Origin of the sequence: Paraburkholderia sp. J67 (assembly GCF_905220265.1) — a bacterium.
GTDB lineage: Bacteria > Pseudomonadota > Gammaproteobacteria > Burkholderiales > Burkholderiaceae > Paraburkholderia.
The window spans coordinates 12,341-33,712 of sequence record NZ_CAJMZK010000044.1; the positions used below are offsets into that span (position 1 = coordinate 12,341).

At 64.0% G+C, this 21,372-nt stretch carries 20 protein-coding genes; 11 read left to right on the plus strand and 9 right to left on the minus strand.

Features of this window, described 5'->3' with window-relative positions; genetic code table 11:
- Positions 1-224: 224 nt before the first annotated feature.
- The 5 genes from U5782_RS39585 to U5782_RS39605 are packed head-to-tail and all read right to left on the minus strand — an operon-like array spanning position 225 to position 5,478.
- Positions 225-1,898, minus strand: a complete 1,674-nt coding sequence (locus tag U5782_RS39585; RefSeq protein ID WP_322049308.1) for an electron transfer flavoprotein-ubiquinone oxidoreductase — start codon at positions 1,896-1,898, stop codon at positions 225-227.
- Positions 1,895-2,554 carry a HutD family protein gene (locus tag U5782_RS39590; protein WP_322049309.1) on the minus strand — a complete coding sequence of 220 codons (660 nt, stop codon included), beginning with the start codon at positions 2,552-2,554 and terminating at the stop codon, positions 1,895-1,897. The genes U5782_RS39585 and U5782_RS39590 overlap by 4 nt, the downstream gene beginning before the upstream one ends.
- On the minus strand, positions 2,551-3,504 hold the full coding sequence (locus U5782_RS39595) for an electron transfer flavoprotein subunit alpha/FixB family protein (protein WP_322049310.1): 954 nt from the start codon (positions 3,502-3,504) through the stop codon (positions 2,551-2,553). The genes U5782_RS39590 and U5782_RS39595 overlap by 4 nt, the downstream gene beginning before the upstream one ends.
- Positions 3,505-3,506: 2 nt before the next feature.
- Positions 3,507-4,271: an electron transfer flavoprotein subunit beta/FixA family protein gene (locus U5782_RS39600; RefSeq protein WP_322049311.1), complete on the minus strand. Its 765-nt coding sequence runs from the start codon at positions 4,269-4,271 to the stop codon at positions 3,507-3,509.
- Between the two features lie 19 nt (positions 4,272-4,290).
- A complete protein-coding gene (locus U5782_RS39605) occupies positions 4,291-5,478 on the minus strand; it encodes an FAD-binding oxidoreductase (RefSeq protein WP_322049312.1) in 1,188 nt (395 codons plus the stop codon).
- Between the two features lie 207 nt (positions 5,479-5,685).
- Between U5782_RS39605 and U5782_RS39610 the strand changes: the two genes are divergently transcribed.
- Both U5782_RS39610 and hutG read left to right on the plus strand, forming a co-directional pair.
- A complete protein-coding gene (locus U5782_RS39610; protein ID WP_322049313.1) occupies positions 5,686-6,651 on the plus strand; it encodes a LysR family transcriptional regulator in 966 nt (321 codons plus the stop codon).
- A gap of 623 nt (positions 6,652-7,274) precedes the next feature.
- Positions 7,275-8,084 carry an N-formylglutamate deformylase gene (gene hutG, locus U5782_RS39615; protein WP_322049314.1) on the plus strand — a complete coding sequence of 270 codons (810 nt, stop codon included), beginning with the start codon at positions 7,275-7,277 and terminating at the stop codon, positions 8,082-8,084.
- Positions 8,085-8,322: 238 nt separating this feature from the next.
- Here hutG and U5782_RS39620 read toward each other — a convergent pair whose 3' ends face one another.
- Entirely contained in the window at positions 8,323-8,925 is a 603-nt protein-coding gene (locus tag U5782_RS39620) for an XRE family transcriptional regulator (protein ID WP_322049315.1), read from the minus strand.
- 264 nt (positions 8,926-9,189) lie between these two features.
- Between U5782_RS39620 and glnT the strand changes: the two genes are divergently transcribed.
- The 6 genes from glnT to U5782_RS39650 all read left to right on the plus strand — a co-directional run bounded on the left by glnT (position 9,190) and on the right by U5782_RS39650 (position 16,009).
- A complete protein-coding gene (gene glnT, locus U5782_RS39625; protein ID WP_322049316.1) occupies positions 9,190-10,578 on the plus strand; it encodes a type III glutamate--ammonia ligase in 1,389 nt (462 codons plus the stop codon).
- A gap of 11 nt (positions 10,579-10,589) precedes the next feature.
- Positions 10,590-11,498: a glutamine amidotransferase family protein gene (locus tag U5782_RS39630; RefSeq protein ID WP_322049317.1), complete on the plus strand. Its 909-nt coding sequence runs from the start codon at positions 10,590-10,592 to the stop codon at positions 11,496-11,498.
- Positions 11,486-12,175, plus strand: a complete 690-nt coding sequence (locus U5782_RS39635; RefSeq protein ID WP_322049318.1) for a protein glxC — start codon at positions 11,486-11,488, stop codon at positions 12,173-12,175. Before U5782_RS39630 ends, U5782_RS39635 begins: the two co-directional genes overlap by 13 nt.
- Positions 12,176-12,199: 24 nt before the next feature.
- Positions 12,200-13,561, plus strand: a complete 1,362-nt coding sequence (locus U5782_RS39640; protein WP_322049319.1) for an FMN-binding glutamate synthase family protein — start codon at positions 12,200-12,202, stop codon at positions 13,559-13,561.
- A 233-nt stretch (positions 13,562-13,794) separates the two neighbouring features.
- A complete protein-coding gene (locus tag U5782_RS39645) occupies positions 13,795-15,186 on the plus strand; it encodes an ammonium transporter (RefSeq protein ID WP_322049320.1) in 1,392 nt (463 codons plus the stop codon).
- Positions 15,187-15,325: 139 nt separating this feature from the next.
- Complete coding sequence (locus U5782_RS39650; RefSeq protein ID WP_322049321.1) at positions 15,326-16,009, plus strand: GntR family transcriptional regulator; 684 nt, start codon at positions 15,326-15,328, stop codon at positions 16,007-16,009.
- Positions 16,010-16,062: 53 nt separating this feature from the next.
- Here U5782_RS39650 and U5782_RS39655 read toward each other — a convergent pair whose 3' ends face one another.
- Entirely contained in the window at positions 16,063-17,235 is a 1,173-nt protein-coding gene (locus U5782_RS39655; protein WP_322049322.1) for a multidrug effflux MFS transporter, read from the minus strand.
- Positions 17,236-17,350: 115 nt separating this feature from the next.
- On the opposite strand from U5782_RS39655, the gene U5782_RS39660 reads away from it, so the two are divergent.
- Complete coding sequence (locus U5782_RS39660; protein WP_322049323.1) at positions 17,351-18,220, plus strand: LysR family transcriptional regulator; 870 nt, start codon at positions 17,351-17,353, stop codon at positions 18,218-18,220.
- 18 nt (positions 18,221-18,238) lie between these two features.
- On the opposite strand, the gene U5782_RS39665 is transcribed toward U5782_RS39660, so the two are convergent.
- Positions 18,239-19,168: a LysR family transcriptional regulator gene (locus U5782_RS39665; RefSeq protein WP_322049324.1), complete on the minus strand. Its 930-nt coding sequence runs from the start codon at positions 19,166-19,168 to the stop codon at positions 18,239-18,241.
- 136 nt (positions 19,169-19,304) lie between these two features.
- Here U5782_RS39665 and U5782_RS39670 point away from each other — a divergent pair, with 136 nt between their 5' ends.
- Positions 19,305-19,571: a DUF2798 domain-containing protein gene (locus U5782_RS39670; protein WP_322049325.1), complete on the plus strand. Its 267-nt coding sequence runs from the start codon at positions 19,305-19,307 to the stop codon at positions 19,569-19,571.
- 104 nt (positions 19,572-19,675) lie between these two features.
- Here the strand turns inward: U5782_RS39670 and U5782_RS39675 are convergent, their stop codons facing one another.
- Complete coding sequence (locus U5782_RS39675) at positions 19,676-19,942, minus strand: hypothetical protein (RefSeq protein ID WP_322049326.1); 267 nt, start codon at positions 19,940-19,942, stop codon at positions 19,676-19,678.
- 418 nt (positions 19,943-20,360) lie between these two features.
- On the opposite strand from U5782_RS39675, the gene U5782_RS39680 reads away from it, so the two are divergent.
- On the plus strand, positions 20,361-21,350 hold the full coding sequence (locus U5782_RS39680; RefSeq protein WP_322049327.1) for a flavin reductase family protein: 990 nt from the start codon (positions 20,361-20,363) through the stop codon (positions 21,348-21,350).
- Positions 21,351-21,372 lie beyond the last annotated feature (22 nt).

Genomic DNA, 21,372 nt, shown 5'->3' on the forward strand with positions numbered 1-21,372 from the left:
TGCTTGATTCGGCACGGCATCGCTGGGACGTATGGGGCGGGAATTCTGCCTGTCGGTGCAACGCCTGTGTTGGTACGTAATGTAGGCGGCTGCGGCGGCGAGGGAAAAGACTTTGGAAGCTGGCGGGCATGCCTCTGAGGCATGGCGCTGCAAAATGCGAAACGGCCTTTTCGCGCCCCGGCGGGAGCGAAAAGGCCGTTTTAGTCGTGTCGGTGCGGGTTTGCTTACATGTTCGGATAGTTGGGACCGCCACCGCCTTCCGGCGTGACCCAGACGATGTTCTGCGTCGGGTCCTTGATATCGCAGGTTTTGCAGTGCACGCAGTTTTGCGCGTTGATCTGCAATTTGTCGGCGTTCGAATCGTCCTTCACGAATTCATAAACGCCTGCCGGGCAAAAGCGCGCTTCCGGTCCCGCGTACAGGTTGAGATTGATCCCGACCGGCACGTTCACGTCTTTCAGCGTCAAATGCGCGGGCTGATTTTCTTCGTGGTTCGTGTTCGAAATGAACACCGAAGAGAGGCGATCGAACGTGAGCTTGCCGTCAGGTTTCGGATACTCGATCGGCTTGCATTGGGAAGCGGGTTTGAGCATCTCGTGATCGCGATGCCGGTGATGCAGCGTCCAGGGCACCTTTCCGCCCAGCACTTTTTGCTCCAGGCCGACCATGATCGTGCCCAGGTACAGGCCCTTGCTCATCCACTGCTTGAAGTTGCGTGCCTTGTACAGTTCTTCATGCAGCCACGACTTTTTGAACGCTTCCGGATAGGCGCTCAGCTCATCGCTCTGACGACCCGTCTGCACGGCTTCGAATGCCGCTTCGGCTGCGAGCATCCCCGTCTTGATCGCCGCGTGACTGCCCTTGATGCGCGAGGCGTTCAGGAAGCCCGCGTCGTCACCCACCAACGCGCCGCCCGGGAACACGAGCTTCGGCAGCGACATCAGGCCGCCCGCCGTGATGGCGCGCGCACCGTAGGAGACGCGCTTGCCGCCTTCCAGATATTTGCGAATTTCCGGGTGCGTCTTGTAGCGCTGGAATTCTTCGAACGGCGAGAGATATGGATTCGTATAAGCCAGGCCGACGACAAAGCCCACCATCACCTGGTTGTTCTCGGTGTGATAGAGATACGAGCCGCCGTACGTATCGCTTTCGAGCGGCCAACCGGCAGTGTGAACAACCAGGCCCGGCTGATGCTTCGCAGGATCGACCTCCCAGAGTTCCTTGATGCCGATGCCGTAGACCTGCGGATCGGCGTCCTTGCCCAGCTTGAAGTGCTCGTTCAGTTGACGGCCCAGATGCCCGCGCGCGCCTTCGCAGAAGAGCGTGTACTTCGCGTGCAACTCCATGCCAAGCTGAAAGTTCTCAGTTGGTTCGCCATCCTTACCGATACCCATGTTGCCGGTGGCGACACCCTTCACCGAGCCATCGTCGTTGTACAGAACCTCAGCCGCAGGAAAGCCCGGGAAAATCTCGACGCCCAGTGCTTCGGCCTGCTGGCCCAGCCAGCGCGCCACGTTCGCGAGGCTGATGACGTAGTTACCGTGGTTCTTGAAGTTGTCGGGCAGCGCCCAGTTCGGCACGGACTTCGCGCCCGTTGCCGACAGGAACAGGAACTTGTCTTCCGTCACGGGCACGTTCAGCGGCGCGCCTTGCTCTTTCCAGTCGGGAAAGAGTTCATTGATCGCGCGCGGATCCATGACGGCGCCCGAGAGAATATGCGCGCCAATTTCAGAGCCTTTTTCCAGCACGCATACGCCGATCTCGGCGCCTTTCTCCGCTGCGAGCTGCTTGAGGCGAATCGCCGCCGACAGCCCAGCCGGGCCGCCACCGACGATCACCACGTCGTATTCCATCGACTCGCGCGGGCCGTATTGCTCGATGAGCGCCTGCGTCGTCATCGCGATTGCCCCTGGGTGTCGGCCTTCAGTGAGTCGATGGCGATCGACGCCAGTTGCGCGCCCGGTCCAGAGGGGCGCAAGGCGAGTTCCTCGGGCCGCCCGCTGATCCACATCGCGTGAAGCGGTGCGAGCGTCACGCCGCGCAACAGCGCGCTTTCGAGGCTCCATTGCCCCGCAAGGCTCACCAGCAGATGCGTGGCGGCGGGCGTCACGCGCAGCGAATGCGCGGCCACGCTCACGCGGGCGCGCGCCGCGCCGCGTTGGCACATGACGTTGAGCACGTTCACGGGCCGCGCGGGCAGATTCACCCACACATGCAGATCGCCGGAGAAGTGCACGGGCTGGCCCGCGCGCGCGAGCAACTGGCCGTCCTGCGAACGCAGGTCGATCATGCCGTCGTCGATCGGCAGCAGCGTACGGTCGTAGCCGGGAAACTGCGAGAACTTCGCGGGGCCGTCGAGCGTGGCGATGCTCACGCGCCACGCCGCCGCGCCGCCTTGTTCCGGCCCGCGCGCGAGCGTGCGCGTGACGCCGCCGCCGTTCGCCCAGGGTTCGGGCACGAGACGGGTGCAGTCGATGAAGCGCACGGCCGTCATCGCATCGGCGGCCTGGGTGGTGGAAGCGTCGGGCGAAATGGCGGGCAGGCGGGCGTTCATGCGCGGGACTCCTCGTTCGATGCCGGGCTCCCGACACGCGTTTCCAGCGCGCCGACCACGTCGAACAGATCGCCGACGAGGCCCACGTCGGCCACCGAGAAAATCGGCGCGTCCGCATCCTTGTTCACGGCGACGATGAACTTCGAATCCTTCATGCCCGCCAGATGCTGGATCGCACCGGAGATGCCGAACGCCACGTAGACATCGGGCGCGACGCTGCGTCCGGTCTGCCCGACCTGCGCGGCGTTGGGCGCATAGCCCGCATCGACGGCGGCGCGCGAGGCGCCGAGCGCCGCGCCCAGCGAATCGGCCAGACGGCCGAGGCGCGTCATGTTGTCGGGCGAGGCGAGACCGCGTCCGCCTGCGATCACGACACGCGCGTTGCCCAGATCCTGACCGCTCTGTTCGGCGGCGCGACGCTCGATCAGACGCGTGCGGGCGAACGGCGCGAGCGCTTCGAGCGCGACGATTTCCGCCGTGCCGCCTTGCGCGTCCGCGGGCGCGAACGAAGTGGGACGCACCGTGGCGAACGTGCATGTGGTTGCGCTGGCAACGGTTGCGATCACGCTCCCGGCGTAGAGGCCGCGCACGAATTGGGCGCCTTCGCGCAGCGCGATCACATCGGCGAGGAAAGCGCCGCCGGTGAGCGCTGCTGCACGCGGCAACGCGGCGCGGCCGCGTGCGCGATGCGGCGCGAGGATCGTCGAATATTGCGGCGCGAGCGTTTGCAATTGGGCCGCCACGGTTTCGGGTGCGAGTGTGTCGGCGTCGCCAGCCGAAGCGCTCAACACGCGCGCCACGCCACTCACTTGAGCCGCTGCTGAGGCGCTTGCCGCATCGAATACGAGCACATCGACGGGCTGCCCCAGTGCGGCTGCTGCGCCCACCACGCGCAAGGTGGCGTCGGAGATCGCGCCCAGATCGCCATCGGCGAGTACCAGTGTTCTCATCGTCATGCTCCTGCGGTTTCAAACACACGTTGACCGGCCAGCGCGTCCAGCAACGCGGTGACCCCTTCCACCTTCACGCCCGGCTCGCGTACGGGCGGATCGTTGAGCGCGACCAGACGGCTTTGCGCATCGAGCGGCACACCCGCTTCGCGCGTGGCGAGCGGCTTCTGTTTCGCCTTGACGATGCTTGGCAGTGTCACGCGGCGCGGCTCGGCCAGACGCAGATCGGCGCTCACCACAGCGGGGCCGTCGAGCTGCCAGGTGGAGGTGCCCGCATCGTCGCCGCAACTCACGCGCCAGCCGGCATCCGCTGCATCGAGCGCGCTTGCATTGAGCGCCTGCGGCCAGCCGAGGAGCGCGGCGAGCATTGCCGCCACGCCGCCGATATCGCCGTCGATGGCCTGCTTGCCGCACAGCACGAGGCCGTATTCGACCTCACTCATATGCGCCGCGATCAGCCGCGCCACGGCGAGAGAATCGAGCGTCGCGGTGGCCGCGCCGGTGTCGATCAGCACGGCGTCGTCGGCGCCCATCGCGAGCGCGGTGCGTAATACGTCCTGATGCGTGGGCAGCCCGCAGGTGAGCACTGTCACGTGCGTGGCCACGCCGGCTTCCTTGAGTTGCAGCGCTTTTTCGAGCGCGCATTCGTCGAACGGATTGAGTGACATCTTCAGCCCGGCCGTGTCGATTGCCCCGGCGGCGCTCAGGCGCACGCGCACGTTCGGATCGACCACGCGCTTGACGGGCACGAGAATGCGGATAGTCATGGTGTTGTCCTTTGTGCTTTTACGACACCGCGCCCAGACCGTACTTGCCGGTCAGGAGCGCGCCGCTTTCGAAACGCGAGAGCGCATACGGGTCGAGCGAAACATCGGTGGGCAGACCGAGCGCATGCTGGGCGAGCAGCTTGCCGATACCCGGCGAGAGCTTGAAGCCGTGGCCCGAGAAGCCGAAGCCCACCGTCAGGCCTTCCACATCGGCGACGCTGCCGAGCACCGGATTCCAGTCGGGCGTGACGTCGTACACGCCGGTCCACGATGAGGCGAGCCCGGCCGTCTCATAGGCGGGGAAATGCTCGGCGACCTGCGCGCCCACCTCGGCGACATAGTCGAGCGAGATATCGCCCTGCTCGGTCTCGGGCGCGTTGAGCGTGTCGCCCACCACGCCTTCGGATACAAGCATCTGACTGCCGCCATAGCTGCGGAAATACAGCATGCCCGCCGAGCCGAGATCCTTGAAGGCGGGCATCGCGAAGGTGTAAGGCGCGGCCTCGCATTCGAGCGCGAGCACGGTGTGACGCTCGGGCTTGACGGGCAGGGGCACGCCGATCCACTCGGCTAGCTCCGGCGTCCAGATGTTCTGCGTGCTGATGAGCGTGCCGCAGCTAAAGCGGCCTGCGGTGGTTTCGACGCCCACCACGCGACGGCCTTCGCGGACCACGCCGGTCACGCGCGTGCCTTCCATGATCTTGACGCCACGGCGGCGTGCCGAGCGCGCGAAGCTGGTCGCCACCAGATAGGCATCGGCGAAACCGGCTTCGGGCTCGAAACCGATCAGCGCGGCGTCGTCGAAGGTGGCGATGGGCAGACGCGCCTGCGCCTCGGTGCGGTCGAGCAACTGCACCTCGATGCCCATGTCCTGCTGGGCGCGCAGCGAGGCGGCGAGCGGATCGAGCTTGTCGCCATCGGGCGCGGCGATCATGTAGCCGCATTTGACGAGACCGCACGAGGCTTCGTCGTCGCCGAGGTAATCGGCGAAATTATTGAACGCCCACCAGGAGGCCCGGGCGAGTTCGACATTCTGGCGCACCGAATAGTGGGTGCGCAGCAGCCCGGAGGACTGCGAGGTGGTGCCGGCGCCGATCGTGCCCTGATCGAGTACAAGCACGCTCTTCGCGCCGAGCGCGGCGAGATGGTGGGCGACGGACGTGCCGATCACACCGGCACCGATCACGACATAGTCATAGTGGCTCATGGGGCCCCCGTGGGTGGACGATGGAACGAATTCTGGGACTTGGCTGCCCACGGTTTTTTTGTATTAGGCAAACTTATGGACAACGAGCGCAATCGCTCATCCTCGGCGCGAACGGTGCATGGCGCGGCATGATGCTGTCCAACGCGGTGCCGGTTGAGCGTCCGGGGTATCCGGACGGGCTTTGCACGGGATTTCCACGGAGTCGTTATGAGACGCACCCAGGCGCCTATTGATCTGAATGCCTTGCAGGCTTTTCTCGCGGTGTGCGAGACCGGTTCGATGACGGGCGCCGCGAAACAACTGGGCGTGAGCCAGAGTGCCGTGAGTCAGGCGATTGCCGCCTTGGAGCGTGATCAAGGGGTCACGCTGTTCGATCGGGAAAGTCGGCCGCCGCGGCCGAACGTTGCAGGGCGAGCGCTGTTGGAACTCGCGGGCGCGTTGCTGGAGCATGCGCAGATGGTGAGTACGCGGATTGGCGATGCTTCGCATGCGGGGACTTTGCCGGTGCGGCTGGGGTGTGTCGATTCGTTTGCGGCTACTGTTGGGCCTGAGCTTATCCGTGCTGTTTCTGGGTCGGCGCGGCAAATTGCTCTTTGGTCCGGCTTGACGCCGGGGTTGAGCAAGCAGTTGCACGATCGCGAGCTTGATCTTGCTGTGTGCACGCAGACTACGCTTAACGATGCGCGGATTGTTGAGGTGCCGCTGTTTTCTGAAGCCTTCGTTGTGGTGGTGTCGAGGGCGTGGCTCGCCGAGCGGCGCAATGTCGATTGGCGTACGCTCGCGCTTGAATTGCCGTTGATTCGCTATACCGCGAGGTCGGTTATTGGGCAGCAAGTCGAGAGGTATGCGCGGCATCTGGGTATTAATAGCCCCCGGCGGTATGAGTTTGATGCTACGGATCCTTTGTTAAGTCTTGTGGCCGCCAAGCTCGGGTTTGCTATTTCTACGCCACTTTGTTTGTGGCAGGCTCGGCATTATTTGCCCGATATCGCCGTGTTGCCCTTACCCGCTGGGCGCCTTGGGCGGCGTGATTTCTTTTTGTTGCACAGGCAGGGGGAGTGGGAAGCTTTTGGGCAGGAAATCGTTACGCTCACGCGTGGCGTGCTCGATGGGACTATTCGGCCCGCGCTTATGCGCGCGTTGCCTCAGCTGCCTGAGGATGCTTTGCTTTAGGTTTTTTTGTGGTTCTTGCGGTGTGGGCATTTCCTTGTTTTCTTGTCGGTCTATTAGCGTCGCCCCTGTGCGGGGCGGCACCTACTTTTCTTTGCCGCGGCAAAGAAAAGGAGGCAAAAGAAAGCCGCTCAAACCGCCAGTGTGACGCAGTCCACATCCAGCCGTATAGGGGGAATGGTATAGGAGCATCCGTCATTTCGCACCACCAAACAAAGTGACAAAGGACTCATTCATCCCGCTGCTCGCTACGCGCGCAGCGGACGGGTCTGCAAGGGAAATCCCTTGCTAAAGGCATTTGCGCGAGTTCTAGCAAACCTTCGGTTTGCGGTTATGCCCCACGGGGCGCGTAGCGCCCCCGGATGAATGACGGCCTTGTCACTAAGTATGGTGGTGCGAGATGGCAGACGCACCTATACCTTTCCCCCTAAAAGGCGGTTTGTGGACTTCGTCACACTAGCGGTGTGAGCGGCTTTCTTTTGCCTACTTTTCTTTGCCGCGGCAAAGAAAAGTAGGTGCTGCCCCGCACAGGGGCGACGCTAATAGACCGACAAGAAAACAAGGAAAGGCCAACGCCGGAGGAGCTGCGAAAAATAGCCTGGTCAAAACCGAAGAGGAGAAATCAGATGACCGAACTATATTCGCTAGAACGCGGCACATCGCCGCTCCTGATATCGATACCGCACTTGGGCACCGAAATCCCGGCGGAACTGCGCCCGAACTACACGGAAGAAGCGCTCACGGTAGCAGACACAGACTGGCATCTAGACCGCCTATACGCGTTCGCAAAAGAGCTAAACGCGACGATAATCGGCGCAAGAATCTCGCGCTACGTGATCGACCTGAACCGCCCATCGAATGATGAGAGCCTCTATCCAGGCCAGACGACAACGGGCTTATGCCCAAATGAAACCTTCCGTGGCGAGCCGATCTACAAGCCCAACAGTGCGCCAGGCGCAGCAGAAAAAGCCCGCCGCGTAGCGCAATACTGGCAGCCCTACCACGACGCGCTGCGCACAGAACTCACCCGCCTGCGCGAGCACCACGCAAACGTCCTGCTCTGGGAAGCGCACTCGATAGCCAGCGTGCTACCGCGCCTATTCGCGGACAAACTTCCGGACCTGAATCTAGGCACCCTGGACGGGCGAACCTGCGCAAGCACAGTGCAGGACGCAGCAATAGCGGCAATGGCAACTAGCCCGTACACCTGGATAGCAAACGGCCGCTTCAAAGGCGGCTACATCACGCGTAACTTCGGCGCGCCAGCAGCCGGCATCCACGCGATCCAACTGGAAATGTGCCAATCGACCTACATGAACGAGCAAGCCCCGTTCGACTACAAGAGCGATCGCGCTGAAGCCGTACAGCCAACCTTGCACCGCATGGTCAGCGCGGCGCTCGACGCCGTGACACATCTCGCCCCGGCGGTTGCATAAGCAAGACTGATACAGAAGCGTAAGCGGCCGTCCCGTTTCAGTGCAGGGACGCTCCGCAGGCAGGAACGCCGCGCACCGTTAGCAGGCAGGAAGGCAACATCAAACGGTGCACGGCAAGCAGGACGCAGAAGCAGCAAAACCCGCAAGTGCGCGCCAGATGTTTATCTACAGGAACTTTTGATTCACCGAGATAAACTTGGCACGGAGATTGCATAAGAAAGAGCAAACGGGCCGCGTGTTACTCGGCGGCCCCCGGCGGGTAGATGAAGATCGACAGGAACTGGATGGGCGTCTTGATGAGGCGCTCGGGGCCATGAGGGATGTCGGCCTGGAAGGTGAGCGTGTCGCCGGGATGCAGGACGTAGGTGTGTTGGCCGTGACGGTATTCGAGTACGCCCTTGAGCATGTGGATGAACTCGGTGCCCGGATGTTCGAAGGTCGGGAAGCGTTCCGCCTCGTCTTCCATGGTGATGAGAAAGGGTTCGAAGGCTTTGCGCGGGCCCTGGTCGTAAGCGAGCAGATGGTAGGTGTGGCCGCGTTTGGTGCCTTTGCGCACGACCTCCATCCCCGCGCCTTTCTTCACGAGTTGCGCACCGCCCTGCGGTACGTCGAAGTGTCGAAAGAGCGTGGAGAGCGAGACGCCCAGGGTCTGGGCAATGCGGTTCAGGACGTCGAGTCCGGTTGAGGTCTGTGCGTTCTCGATCTTCGAGAGCATGCCGCGGCTGATGCCGGCCTGGTCGGCGACCTGCGCGATGGTCAGGCCGTGGCGCAGGCGCAGTTCGCGCAGCGTCGCGCCCAGGTAGCGTTCGAGTGGTGTTTTGCTGTCGTCCACGGTGTGCATGGTCGGTCCCGGCGCAAAGTTGCAAGGGTATCAGACCGGCACGCAAGGATGAGGCATCGCCTTCGTGCGCACCGGAGGTTTAACTGCAGGAAGCATTGTTGCATGGCAGTAAAAGCAGTTCCAGAACCCGCGCAGTGAATGCGCACTTGGGCAGTACCGGCCGGCGTCCCCGCAATGGCGGTCTGGCCTGAATCCAGCGTAACTGCCGTGTGCCTCGCGCACGGCCTCTTTCAACCGCCAATGCAGTAGTTGCAAGGAGTAGCGATGAATCTGAACGATGCGGGCAAGCTGCCGCTCAATGAGCCAGCCGGTGTGCCGCGCTTTGACTCGGCCGAGGACGCGCAGGGTTGGCTCAGCCAGCAAGGCGTGAAATATGTATTGGCGCAGTTCGTCGATATTCACGGTGTCGCGAAGGCCAAGTCGGTGCCGCTCGCCCATCTGAAGAGCGTGCTCAAGGCCGGCGCCGGTTTCGCCGGTTTCGCGATCTGGGGCGTGGGCATCGAGCCGAATGGTCCCGACTACATGGCCGTGGGCGATCTCGCGACGCTCACGCCGGTGCCGTGGCAGCCGGGTGTGGCGCGCATCGTCTGCGATGGTCATGTCGATGGCAAGGCCTGGGCCTTCGATTCGCGCGTCACGCTCAAGCGTCAGACCGAGCGCCTGGCCGCACGCGGCTGGACCTTGTTCACGGGTCTCGAGCCGGAATTCTCGCTGCTGCGCCGCTCGGCGTCGGGCACGCTCGAGCCGTGCGATCCGAGCGATACGCTCGCCAAGCCCTGTTACGACTACAAGGGTCTCTCGCGCACGCGGGTGTTCCTCGAACGTCTCACGGAATCCATGCGCGCGGTTGGCATTGACGTCTATCAGATCGATCACGAGGACGCCAACGGTCAGTTCGAGATCAACTACACGTACACGGATTGCCTGACGTCGTGCGATCACTACGTGTTCTTCAAGATGGCCGCCTCCGAGATCGCCAACGATCTGGGCATGATCTGCTCGTTCATGCCCAAGCCGTTCGCGAACCGCCCGGGTAACGGCATGCATATGCACATGTCGATCGGCGACGGCAAGCGCAATCTGTTTGCCGATCCCAGCGATTCCCTCGGCATGGGTCTTTCGAAGCTCGGCTACCAGTTTACGGCTGGCCTGCTGAAGCACGCACCCGCGCTGACCGCGCTGTGCAACCCCACCGTGAATTCGTACAAGCGTCTCGTGGTGGGCCGCTCGCTCACGGGCGCGACGTGGGCGCCCGCCTATGTGAGCTACGGCGACAACAACCGCTCGACGATGGTGCGCATGCCCGGCGAGCGCATCGAACTACGTCTGCCCGACGGCGCGTGCAATCCGTATCTGGCGACGGCGGCGGTGCTGGCGGCCGGTCTCGACGGCATCGAAAACGAACTCGATCCGGGCGCGCCGTCCAACGAAAACCTCTACGAGTGGTCGCCCGCGAAGCTTGCCGAACACGGCATCACCGTGTTGCCGCAAAACCTCGAACAGGCGCTTGACGCGCTCGAAGCGGACACGCTGATCTGCGAAGCGCTCGGCCCCGTCGCTCAGGAATTCATCAAGCTCAAGCGCATGGAATGGCTCGAATACATGCGCCACGTTTCCGACTGGGAACTCAAGAGCTACCTCGAATTTTTCTAAGGAGAACACTTATGTGCGGAATCGTAGGCTTGCTGGTGAAAACGCCGGCGCTACGCGAGCGGCTCGGCGAACTGATGGTGCCGATGCTGATCGGCATGACCGAGCGCGGTCCCGACTCGGCGGGTCTCGCCGTGTTCGGCAAGGAAGTCGATGCGAGCCAGCGAAAACTGAGCGTGTACTCGGGGTTCACCGAGGAAGGCGCGCAGTTCCCGTGGCAGGCGCTGCTGGACAAGCTCAATCGCGCGATGGACGTGACCGCGCGCATCGACGCGAAGTCCAACCACGCGGTGATCACGCTGCAAGGCAACGCGGACCTCGTGAAGGCCTGGCTCACCGAGCAGTATCCGAAGCTCTATCTGCTTTCGACGGGGCGCTCGATCGATCTGTACAAGGACATCGGCTCGCCCGCCGAAGTGGCTGAGCGTTACGACTTTTCGAAGCTCAAGGGCTCGCACCTGGTGGGGCATACGCGCATGGCGACGGAGTCGGCGGTCACGCCCGATCGCGCGCATCCGTTCACGGCGGGCGAGGACTTTTGCCTCGTGCACAACGGCTCGCTTTCGAACCCCTATGGCGTGCGCCGCAAGCTGGAGCCGCTCGGCATTCACTTCGATACGGACAACGACACGGAAGCCGCGTGCCGCTTCCTCGAATGGCGCCTGCGTGAAGGCGATACGCTGCCCGCCGCGCTGCAAAAGGGCTTCGAGGAACTGGACGGTTTCTACACGTTCCTGATGGGCACGTCGAACGAGCTGGCGCTGATTCGCGATCCGTTCGCCTGCAAGCCCGCTGTCGTGGCCGAAAACGACGACTACGTGGCGATCGCGTCCGAGTTCCGCTCGCTCGCGCATCTGCCCGACATTCGCAACGCAAAGGTATTCGAACCCGCACCCGAGGAGATGTACGTATGGAAGGCGTGATTTTCGACCTGGAAAAACAGGGCGTGCGGGAACTGAATCAGTACCTGCACGGCGACGCGGCCGCGCTGAAAGGCCAGCAAGTGAGCGCGACCTCGCCTAACGGCGCGCACAACATCGCAGTGGGCGTGGACGCCGACGTGCAGGTGCGCATCGAAGGCCATGCGGGCTACTACGCGGGCGGCATGAACAAGCACGCGACCATCGTGATCGAAGGCAGCGCCGGCACCGGCGTGGGCGAGAACATGATGAGCGGCAAGGTCCATGTGCGCGGTTTCGCCTCGAATGGCGCGGGCGCTTCGGCGCACGGCGGCCTGCTCGTGATCGACGGCGATGCGGGTCTGCGCTGCGGCATCTCGCTCAAGGGCGGCGATATTGTGGTGGGCGGCTCGGTCGGCAGCTTCTCGGCGTTCATGGCGCAAGCCGGGCGTCTCGTGATCTGCGGCGACGCGGGCGATGCGCTGGGCGATTCGCTCTACGAAGCAGTGCTGTATGTGAAGGGCGAAGTGAAGTCGCTTGGCGCCGACGCACAGTTCGAGCCGATGACCGATGCCGATATCAGCGCGCTGCGCGGGCTGCTCGACGCCGCGGGCATGGATCACGATCCGGTGCAATTCCGCCGCATCGCTTCGGCTCGCACGCTCTACCACTGGAACGCGGACGCGGACCAGGAATATTGAACCTCATAGATCGAGAAGGTCCCCATGGAAACCAAACCGGTTCATTTCGCGCGTCTGCAACAGGAAGAGTCCAGCACCTTCGACCGCAAGACCATCGACTACATCCACACTGCCGCACAGCGCGGTCTTTATGAAATTCGCGGACTGGGTTCGAAGAAGACCGTGCCGCACTTCGACGATCTGCTGTTCCTTGGCGCTTCGCTCTCGCGCTATCCGCTCGAAGGCTATCGCGAGAAGTGCAGCTCGCAGACCGTGCTCGGCACGCGCTACGCGAAGAAGCCCATCGTGCTCGACACGCCGGTCACCATCGCGGGCATGAGCTTCGGCGCGCTGTCGGCGAACGTGAAGGAAGCGCTCGGCCGTGCAGCCACGGCGGCGGGCACCTCGACCACCACGGGCGACGGCGGCATGACGCAGGAAGAGCGCCAGTCGTCGAAGACGCTGGTGTATCAATGCCTGCCCTCGCGCTACGGCTTCAATCCCGACGACGTGCGCCGCGCGGACGCCATCGAAGTCGTGATCGGCCAGGGCGCGAAGCCGGGCGGCGGCGGCATGCTGCTCGGGCAGAAGGTGAACCCGCGCGTGGCGTCGATGCGCACGCTGCCCGCCGGCGTCGATCAACGCTCGGCGAGCCGTCACCCCGACTGGACCGGCCCCGACGATCTGGCGATCAAGATCCAGGAACTGCGCGAAATCACCGATTGGGAAAAGCCGATCTACGTGAAGGTCGCCGCCACGCGCACGTTCAACGACGTAAAGCTGGCGGTGCACGCGGGCGCGGACGTGGTGGTGATCGACGGCATGCAGGGCGGCACGGCTGCTACGCAAAGCTGCTTCATCGACAACGTGGGCATTCCCACGCTGGCGGCGGTGCGTCAGGCCGTGGATGCGCTCGAAGATCTCAACATGAAGGGCAAGGTGCAACTGATCGTCTCGGGCGGCATCCGCACGGGCGCGGACGTGGCGAAGGCGCTGGCGCTGGGCGCGGACGCAGTGGCGATTGGCCAGGGCGTGCTGATGGCGCTGGGCTGCAATAGCGAAAGCTACTTCCAGAACGGCGCGCTGCATTCGGCCGTGGCGGATTACGCAGCGCTCAACACGGCGCCCGGTTTCTGCCATCACTGCCATACGGGCAAGTGCCCGGTGGGCGTGACGACCCAGGACGCCCTGCTCGAAAAGCGTCTGGAGCCGGAAGAGGGCGCGCGCCGCGTGCGCAACTACCTCAAGACGCTGACGATGGAACTCACCACCATCGCGCGCGCCTGCGGCAAGCAGAACGTGCACCACCTGGAGCCGGAAGACCTCGTGGCGCTCACGGTGGAAGCAGCGGCGATGGCGCGCGTGCCGCTGGCGGGCACGTCGTGGATTCCCGGTCTCACGCGTTGATCTTTGAAGCGTTCGATCAGCACGATTTATTTTGCAACGTAGTCCGTAATAAATAGGCGTGTTAGAAAAGAGGCCGCAGCTCATGAGGCCGCAGCGCGCGCATCGCCACCGCCATTGCAGCGATGCGCGCGCCATCCATCCGAATGTAGTCCACCACACCAGGCCGTCACGGCGCGCTTTCCGCTTTTCACGGGCGGCGAGCGCTGCCGGACGCCTTTCTACAGGATCGTGCAATGAAGAGCTTGGGCAAACTACTCGCACTGATCAGTGCGCTGGCGCTCGCGCTACCCGCGTGGGCGCAGGGGGCTGCGGCGCCCGTGCCGAACAAGGGCGACACCGCCTGGATGATCGTCGCGACGCTGCTGGTCGTGATGATGGCCGCACCCGGTCTCGGCCTCTTTTACGGCGGCATGGTGCGCGCAAAGAACATGCTGTCCGTGCTGATGCAGACGCTGGTGATCTTCTGTCTGCTGGGCGTGCTGTGGGCCGTGTATGGCTATAGCCTCGCGTTCACGGAAGGCAATGCGTTCTTCGGCGGCTTCTCGAAGATGTTCCTCGCGGGCGTGACGCCCGATACCACCGCCTCCACCTTCAGCAAGGGTGTGGTGATTCCCGAGTACATCTACGTTTCGTTCCAGTTGACCTTCGCGGCGATCACGCCCGCGCTGATCATCGGCGGCATTGCGGAACGCGCGAAGTTCTCGGCCGTGCTGGCCTTCATGGTGCTGTGGTTCACGTTCTCGTATCTGCCGATCGCGCATATGGTCTGGTACTGGCCTGGCCCGGACGCCTACACGAGTGCTGCTGCCGCCGACAAGGCCAACGCCACCGCAGGCTTCCTGTTCCAGAAGGGTGCGCTCGACTTCGCGGGCGGCACCGTCGTGCATATCAACGCGGGCATTGCCGCGCTGGTGGGCGCGGTGATGATCGGCAAGCGTGTGGGCTATGGCCGCGAACACATGGCGCCGCATAGCCTCACGATGACGATGATCGGCGGCTCGCTGCTGTGGGTGGGCTGGTTCGGCTTCAACGTCGGCTCGAACCTGGAAGCCAACGGCGCGGCTGCGCTTGCCTTCGTCACCACGCTGCTGGCGACCTGCGCGGCCACGGTGTCGTGGACCTTCGTGGAGTGGGGCCTCAAGGGCAAGCCTTCGATGCTCGGCGCGGTGTCGGGCGCGATTGCGGGCCTCGTCGTTATTACGCCCGCGTGTGGTTTCGTCGGGCCGATGGGCGCGATCGTCATGGGCCTGATCGCGGGCGCGCTGTGCTACTGGGGCGTGAACGGCCTCAAGCGTCTGCTGGGCGTGGACGATTCGCTCGACGTGTTCGGCGTGCACTGCATTGGCGGGATTGCGGGTGCGCTGCTCACGGGCGTGTTCGCTTCGCCGCGCCTGGGCGGCACGGGCGTCTACGACTATGTGGCCAACAAGGTGGGCGATTACGACATGGCCAGCCAGATGATCGCGCAATGCTGGGGCGTGGGCACGTCGCTCGTGTGGTCGGCGGTCGTGTCGTTCGTCGCGTTCAAGCTGGTGGACATGGTGTTTGGCCTGCGCGTCGATCAGGAAGGCGAGCGCGAAGGGCTCGACGTCAGCTCGCATGGCGAGACGGCCTACCACGCGTAAGCGGCGGCGCACCGTTGTCGTTGGGCGGCGGGGCGGGAGAAGGCATAATATGGCATGCCACGGGCAGGCGGGCGCAGCACGCGCCGCCTGCTCGTGTATCTTGCCATCTTTTATCCCTTTTTCCAGCCGTCCGCCGTCCATGTCCGACCTCAAAATCGACCGTAATGCCAAGACGCTGCGCGAACTCACGCTCGACAAGTTGCGCGGCGCGATCGTGCAGGGTTACTTTCGCCCGGGCACGCGCCTCGTCGAGCGCACGCTGTGCGACGAACTCGGCGTGAGCCGCACCGTCGTGCGCGAAGTGCTGCGCCATCTGGAAACCGAGGGGCTCGTGGAGACCGTCGGACGCCAGGGGCCGATCGTCGCGCGTCTCGATCCGCAGCAGGTGGGCGAGATCTACGAACTGCGCGGCCTGCTCGAAGCGCACGCGGCGCGCGCCTGCGCCGAACATTCCACGCCGGAGCTCGTCGCGCGGCTGCGCGAGTTGCGCGCCGTGATCGAAGCGGCCTTCGTCGAACAGGATCTGCCGCGCGTGCTCGATTACACCGAGCGCTTTTACGATGCGATGTTCGATGGCGCGGGCAAGAACGTGTCGCTGGGCGTCGTGAAGACGCTCAACGCGCGTATCAACCGGCTGCGCGCGCTGACCATCGCCACGCCTGGCCGCAGCGGCGAATCGAACCGCGAGATGAACGCGCTGCTCGACGCCATCGAGCGCCATGACGGCGATGCGGCGGCGAAGGCGTCGTCGGTGCATATTCGTCGCACGGCGCAACTGGCGATGGAAGCGCTCGAGAAACTGGGCGAGGCGGACGAAGCGTAACGGGACGCGCAGGCATCGGACAGTGGTGCCTGCAAGCTCGACGCTTCGAGCGCTTACCCTGCGCAGCGCGTGGCTGCACGCACGGGAAGACAGGTCGCGAGCGCCAGCAACGAGAACAGAAAAATCGATGCGGCGAGCACGAGCGGCCCCGTGCCGAAAACCGCGCTGATCGCGCTCGCCATCAACGCCGAACTGCCGATCTGAAAGAAGCCCACGAGTGCGGAAGCGCTCGCCGCATGGCCGTGAGATCCGGCCACCGCGCCGGAGACGGCCAGCGACAGCGACGAGCCGTTCGCGAGACTCACGAGACACATCGGCAGCACCACGGCTGCCACGCTCCCCATCCCATGCAGGGCGACGAGCATGAACGCGAGTCCACCCAGCGTGAAGCTCACCACGCCTGTTGTCACGAGGCGGTCGTAGGACCAGCGATCGAGCCATCGGCGTGTCAGCAGATTCGCTGTGACGATGCCCGCCGTCAGCGGCAGATAGAGCCAACCGCTTTGCGCTTCGCCCAGTCCCAGTCGCGCGAATACAAAGGGCGACTGCGTCAGATAGACGAACCAGGCGCAGTAAATCGAGCACACGACGAGCGTGTAGCGGCGGAAGGTGCGATCGCGCAGCACCGGCGCGAATCCGGCAAATGGCGAGCGGCGCTTGCGCTGTTCGCGTGCGAGCGTTTCCGGTATGAAGCGCGCCGTCATCAAGAGCGCCGCGACTGCAAACACCGCGATAAACACGAAATCCGCATGCCAGCCGTACGCCGCTGCGAGATAGCCGCCCACGGCAGGCGCAAGCGCTGGCGACAGCGAAACGAGCGGATAGACGATGGCGTAGACCTTGGCCGATGCCCGTCTATCGCAGGTATCGGCGATCAATGCGCGTCCGATCACCAGACCCGCAGCAGCGCCAGCGGCCTCCACCATGCGCCAGGCGAGGAAGGCGCCGAAGCCCGTCGCACTCGCGCAACCGAGCGAGCCAGCGAGGTAGAGCGCGATGCCTGCGTACAGGACCGGCTTGCGGCCGAACCGCTCGGAAAGCGGACCATAGACAATCTGCGCGATGGCCAGCACCAGCAGATAGACGGAGACGGTCTGCGGCATTTGCCAGTTCGCGATGTCCAGATCGGCGGCCATCTGCGGCATGGCGGGTAGATAGACATCCGAGGCGATCAGGCCGAAGGCGTTGAGCATCGCAACGGAGAGAATGAACGAAAGGCGTGGCACGAACAGGCTCCTTGGCGCGCAGAGTGGGGGAGCCGTCATGCTAGAGCGCGTTTCTTCATGTGAAAATGCACGCAATCGCAACCACAGGCTGCAATTTTGCAGGTTGACTTTGGCCATGAACTGGGACGACGTTCGCATTTTTCTCGCTATCCACCGCACGGGAACGCTGCGCGGCGCGGCTCAACAATTGAGCATTGACCAGACCACGGCGGGGCGGCGTCTGGGCGGTCTCGAAGCTGCGCTCGGCAGCCGTCTGTTTCTGCGCACGACAGCGGGTTTCGTTCTGACCCAAAGCGGCGAGCAGGTTTTGCAGACCGCCGAAGAGATGGAGCGTCTGGCGGTGTCGTTCGAGCGCCGCAGCGAAGGCGCGGACGAGCGCGTCGAGGGCGAGGTGCGCGTGACGACCACCGACACGCTCGGCGTCGACTTCGTGGTCCCGGCGATCGAGCGTCTGCAGACGCGGCATCCGGGCGTGCGTGCGATCTTGAGCACGACACCGCGCCTGCTCGATCTCGCGCGGCGTGAAGCCGATGTGGCCGTTCGCACGGAGCGCCCCGAGCAGGCGGGGCTCATCGTGCGGCGGCTGGGAAGCTGGGACGTGGGGCTCTACGCGTCGCGCAGCTACGTCGCGCGGCACGGGCAACCGCGCGAAGGTGAGGCGCTGGCGGGCCACGAAATCGCGCTTTATCAACGCGGTGTGACGAAGCGGCAAGTGGGGACGCTGGTTGGCGAACCGATCACGCAGGGTCGTGTCGTCGCGGAACTGGATTCGAGCCTGATGCTCAGCACGTTCGTGCGCGCGGGGCTGGCACTGGCGGAATTGCCCACCTGGATGGCGCAGCGTCATCCCGAACTGGTCCGCATCTGGCCCGAACGCAGGCGGGCCGCGCCCTACGAAGCGTGGCTGGTGTTGCACGAGGATCTCGCGCGAACCTCGCGTGTGCGCGTCGTGGTCGACGCGATCGTCGAGCAGTTCGAGCGATGACGTGTTGAGGCGGCGGTGTCAGGCGACGGGCGACTTCGCGTCGCCCTCCAGCGCTGCTTCGAGAAAGGCAATCAGCGCGCGCACCTTGGCATTGAGCGCCGAGCGCTCCGCAACGCAGGCGTAAATTTCCATCGGCTCCGGTTCGGCATAGGCCTGCCTGCGCTGGGTCGCCTCGAACAAAGGCAGCAGTCGGCCGCTATCGATCAACGGCTGCGCGACAAAGCTCGCCAGCCGCGCGATGCCCCCGCCATTCACGGCGATCTGCGCCAGCATGTCGATATCGTCGCAGACGAATTGCGCGTTGAGCTGCGCCTCGAAACGCTGGCCATCGCGCACGAATCCCCACGGCAGAAAGCGCCCGTCGGTCGGATAGCGGAACACCAGACACGCGTGATCCTTCAACGCTTCCGGCGAATCAGGCACGCCCGCGCGCTCAAGGTAGCCCGGCGACGCGCACACCACGAACGGCCGCGACGCGATGCGTCGTGCAATCAGCCGCTCGTCGAGCTGCGCGGCGATGCGCAAGCTCACATCGACGCCTTCTAGCCGATGATCGACGCGCCGGTCGGTGCTGATGAGTTCGATGTCGATGCGCGGATGCGCTGCCTTGAACGCGGGCATCAGTGGCGCGAGGACGTGGCGGCCGAACGCCGCCGTCGTGGCGACGCATAGCGGCCCTTGCGGCTCGTCCGCGCCCGCCGCTGCCTGCGAGGCGAGTTCGAGATCGCGCGGAATGTGGCGCACTTTCTCGTAGTAGCGCGCGCCGCTATCGGTGAGCGCCATGCTGCGCGTCGTGCGCGAGAGCAGGCGCACGTTCAGATGCGCCTCGAGCCGCGAGAGGTTCTGGCTAACCGCGGCCGGGCTCATGCCCTGGGCACGCGCCGCCGCCGCGATGCTGCCGCATTCGACCACGCGGATAAAGCTGTTGATCAGAGCCAGAACGTTCATCGTCGCGTCAGTCTATCGCTTGAATTCGTTGATTTTACTTAAGAATGAATCAAGCGATGTGCCGCTACCGGGACAGAGGGCGGCTTGCTACGCTGGCCGCTCCTTCAACTGACCGATGCCTTCGAGGTTTCCGCCGATGATCACAAGAACGTCGCAAAACGTGCTGCGAATCCGCTTTCCGAGACGTTTGACGCCCTATGTCTTCGCGCTGTACATGGCGACGATCATGGCGTTTCTGATGTGCCTCGTAATTACGTTCGCCGAATTCGGCCTGGACGCGCATTACATGGAAAACGTGAAGAATGCCTACCGTGTAGCGATGCCTGCGGCGTTCGTGTGCGTGCTGATCGTGAGGCCGATCGTCATGCGTCTCGTGGCCTGGACCGTGCACGCCGCGGACTAGTGTTCAAGGCTGCACCGGCGACCATCAACCGCGTGCGCGCATCGCTTTGACGAAGCGGGCGCGAATAAGCAGGCGCGCAGTGGAGAGCGCGACAGGTTCGAACATCAGCTCTGCCCTTCGTTCCTGAAACGCTTGAGCACGAGCACATACATCGCGGGTAGATGCACGATGCCCATGCCGCCCAGAATCACGACCCACGGCGGCGCGACGGTCCCCGAGAGCATCGCCGAGATCGTCCCGAACGCCAGCCCGACCGCGAGCAGCACCGCATGCGCGATGAAGCGCTTGCGGCGTGTGGATGTGAAGCGCGGGATGCTCATGTGCACATAAATCATGACGAGCAGGGAGGCGGTGGCGATCAGCGGAAACATGGCGATAGAGCAGTGAATCGGATGGTGTCGGCATGTTACGCGAGGCGTGCGATTCCTGTTGGCCTTTAGAAAGCGTCGCCCGCCGCTACGTCACCGCCGTTCCCTGGCACTCTCCTCGCCACGCCAGCGCTCGTTCTGCCCGCCTTCCTCCTGTCGTTCACGCGTACTGGCCCCATCACCAGTATCCGCTCATCATCATATCTATCATGGTATTCCATAATATTGACGTGCTTTTTGTCCGCCGTAACATGGCATACCATAATCTCATGCAACACGAATCACGCAGCAGGCCACCACACCTCGGGGTTCGCTAGACGACGGCGACCTGCCAGGAGAGCGCCAGGAGGCTGTGCTTGCGCTGAGGGGCATGCAAAACGGGACATCGCCGGCCACGCCAGCTGTCCATAAGGAGTCCGAGATGGATCACTCACCCCAATCCGATACCTTCGACGCGCAGGGTTTCCGCCGCGCGCTCGGCGCCTTCGTCACCGGCGTCACCGTCGTGACGACGATCCAGGCCGACGGCACGCCCCGCGGCTTTACGGCGAATTCGTTCACGTCGGTGTCGCTCGATCCGCCGCTCGTGCTGGTCTGCATCGCGAAGAGCGCATCGAGCTACGGCGTGTTCTCGCAGACGTCGCACTTCGCGGTGAGCGTGCTGGCGGAGGACCAGAAGGATGTCTCCGGCGTGTTCGCCTCGAAAAGCACCGACAAGTTCGCGCAGGTGGCCTGGCAGGCGCGCGCGACGGGCGCACCGATCATGCACGGTGCGGCGGCGCATTTCGATTGCGCCACCCATGAAGTCGTCGATGCGGGCGACCACATCATCCTGCTCGGTCGCGTGCTCGATTTCGCGCACACGGGTGTCTCGCCGCTCGGCTATTGCCGGGGAGCGTATGTGAACTTCAGCCTCTCTCAGGACGCGATTGCCGCAACTGCCGCGAGCGAGCACGCCCACGTGGGCGCGATCCTCGAACACACGGACGGCATCGTGCTGCTCGAAACGAAGGACGGATTGCGCCTGCCGCGCGGCGCGCGCCTCGAATCCGCCGACGATCCGAAGAGCCTGCGCGGCGTGCTCGCGCGTCTGGGCCTGGTTGCGCACCTCGACTTCATTTTTGCCGTGTTCGAATCGAACCCGCGTCGCGACCAGGATCACGACCACGCTCACGACGAAGACCGCGACGGCGTGCGCATTTTCTATCGCGGCCGCGTGGTCGCGCAGCGCGGCATGAGCGCGCCCGAATTGCATATCGTCCCGCTTTCGCAGGTGCCGTGGGACGCGCTCAGCGACCCGGCCGAGCGCTCGATGCTCGAACGCTATGTGAAGGAGCGTCACGAAGACGCCTTCGGTGTGTACGTCGGCGACAGCGAAGCCGGCACGGTGCAGACGCTCGCGCTGGCCTGAACACGGCGCGCGCCCTGATTGA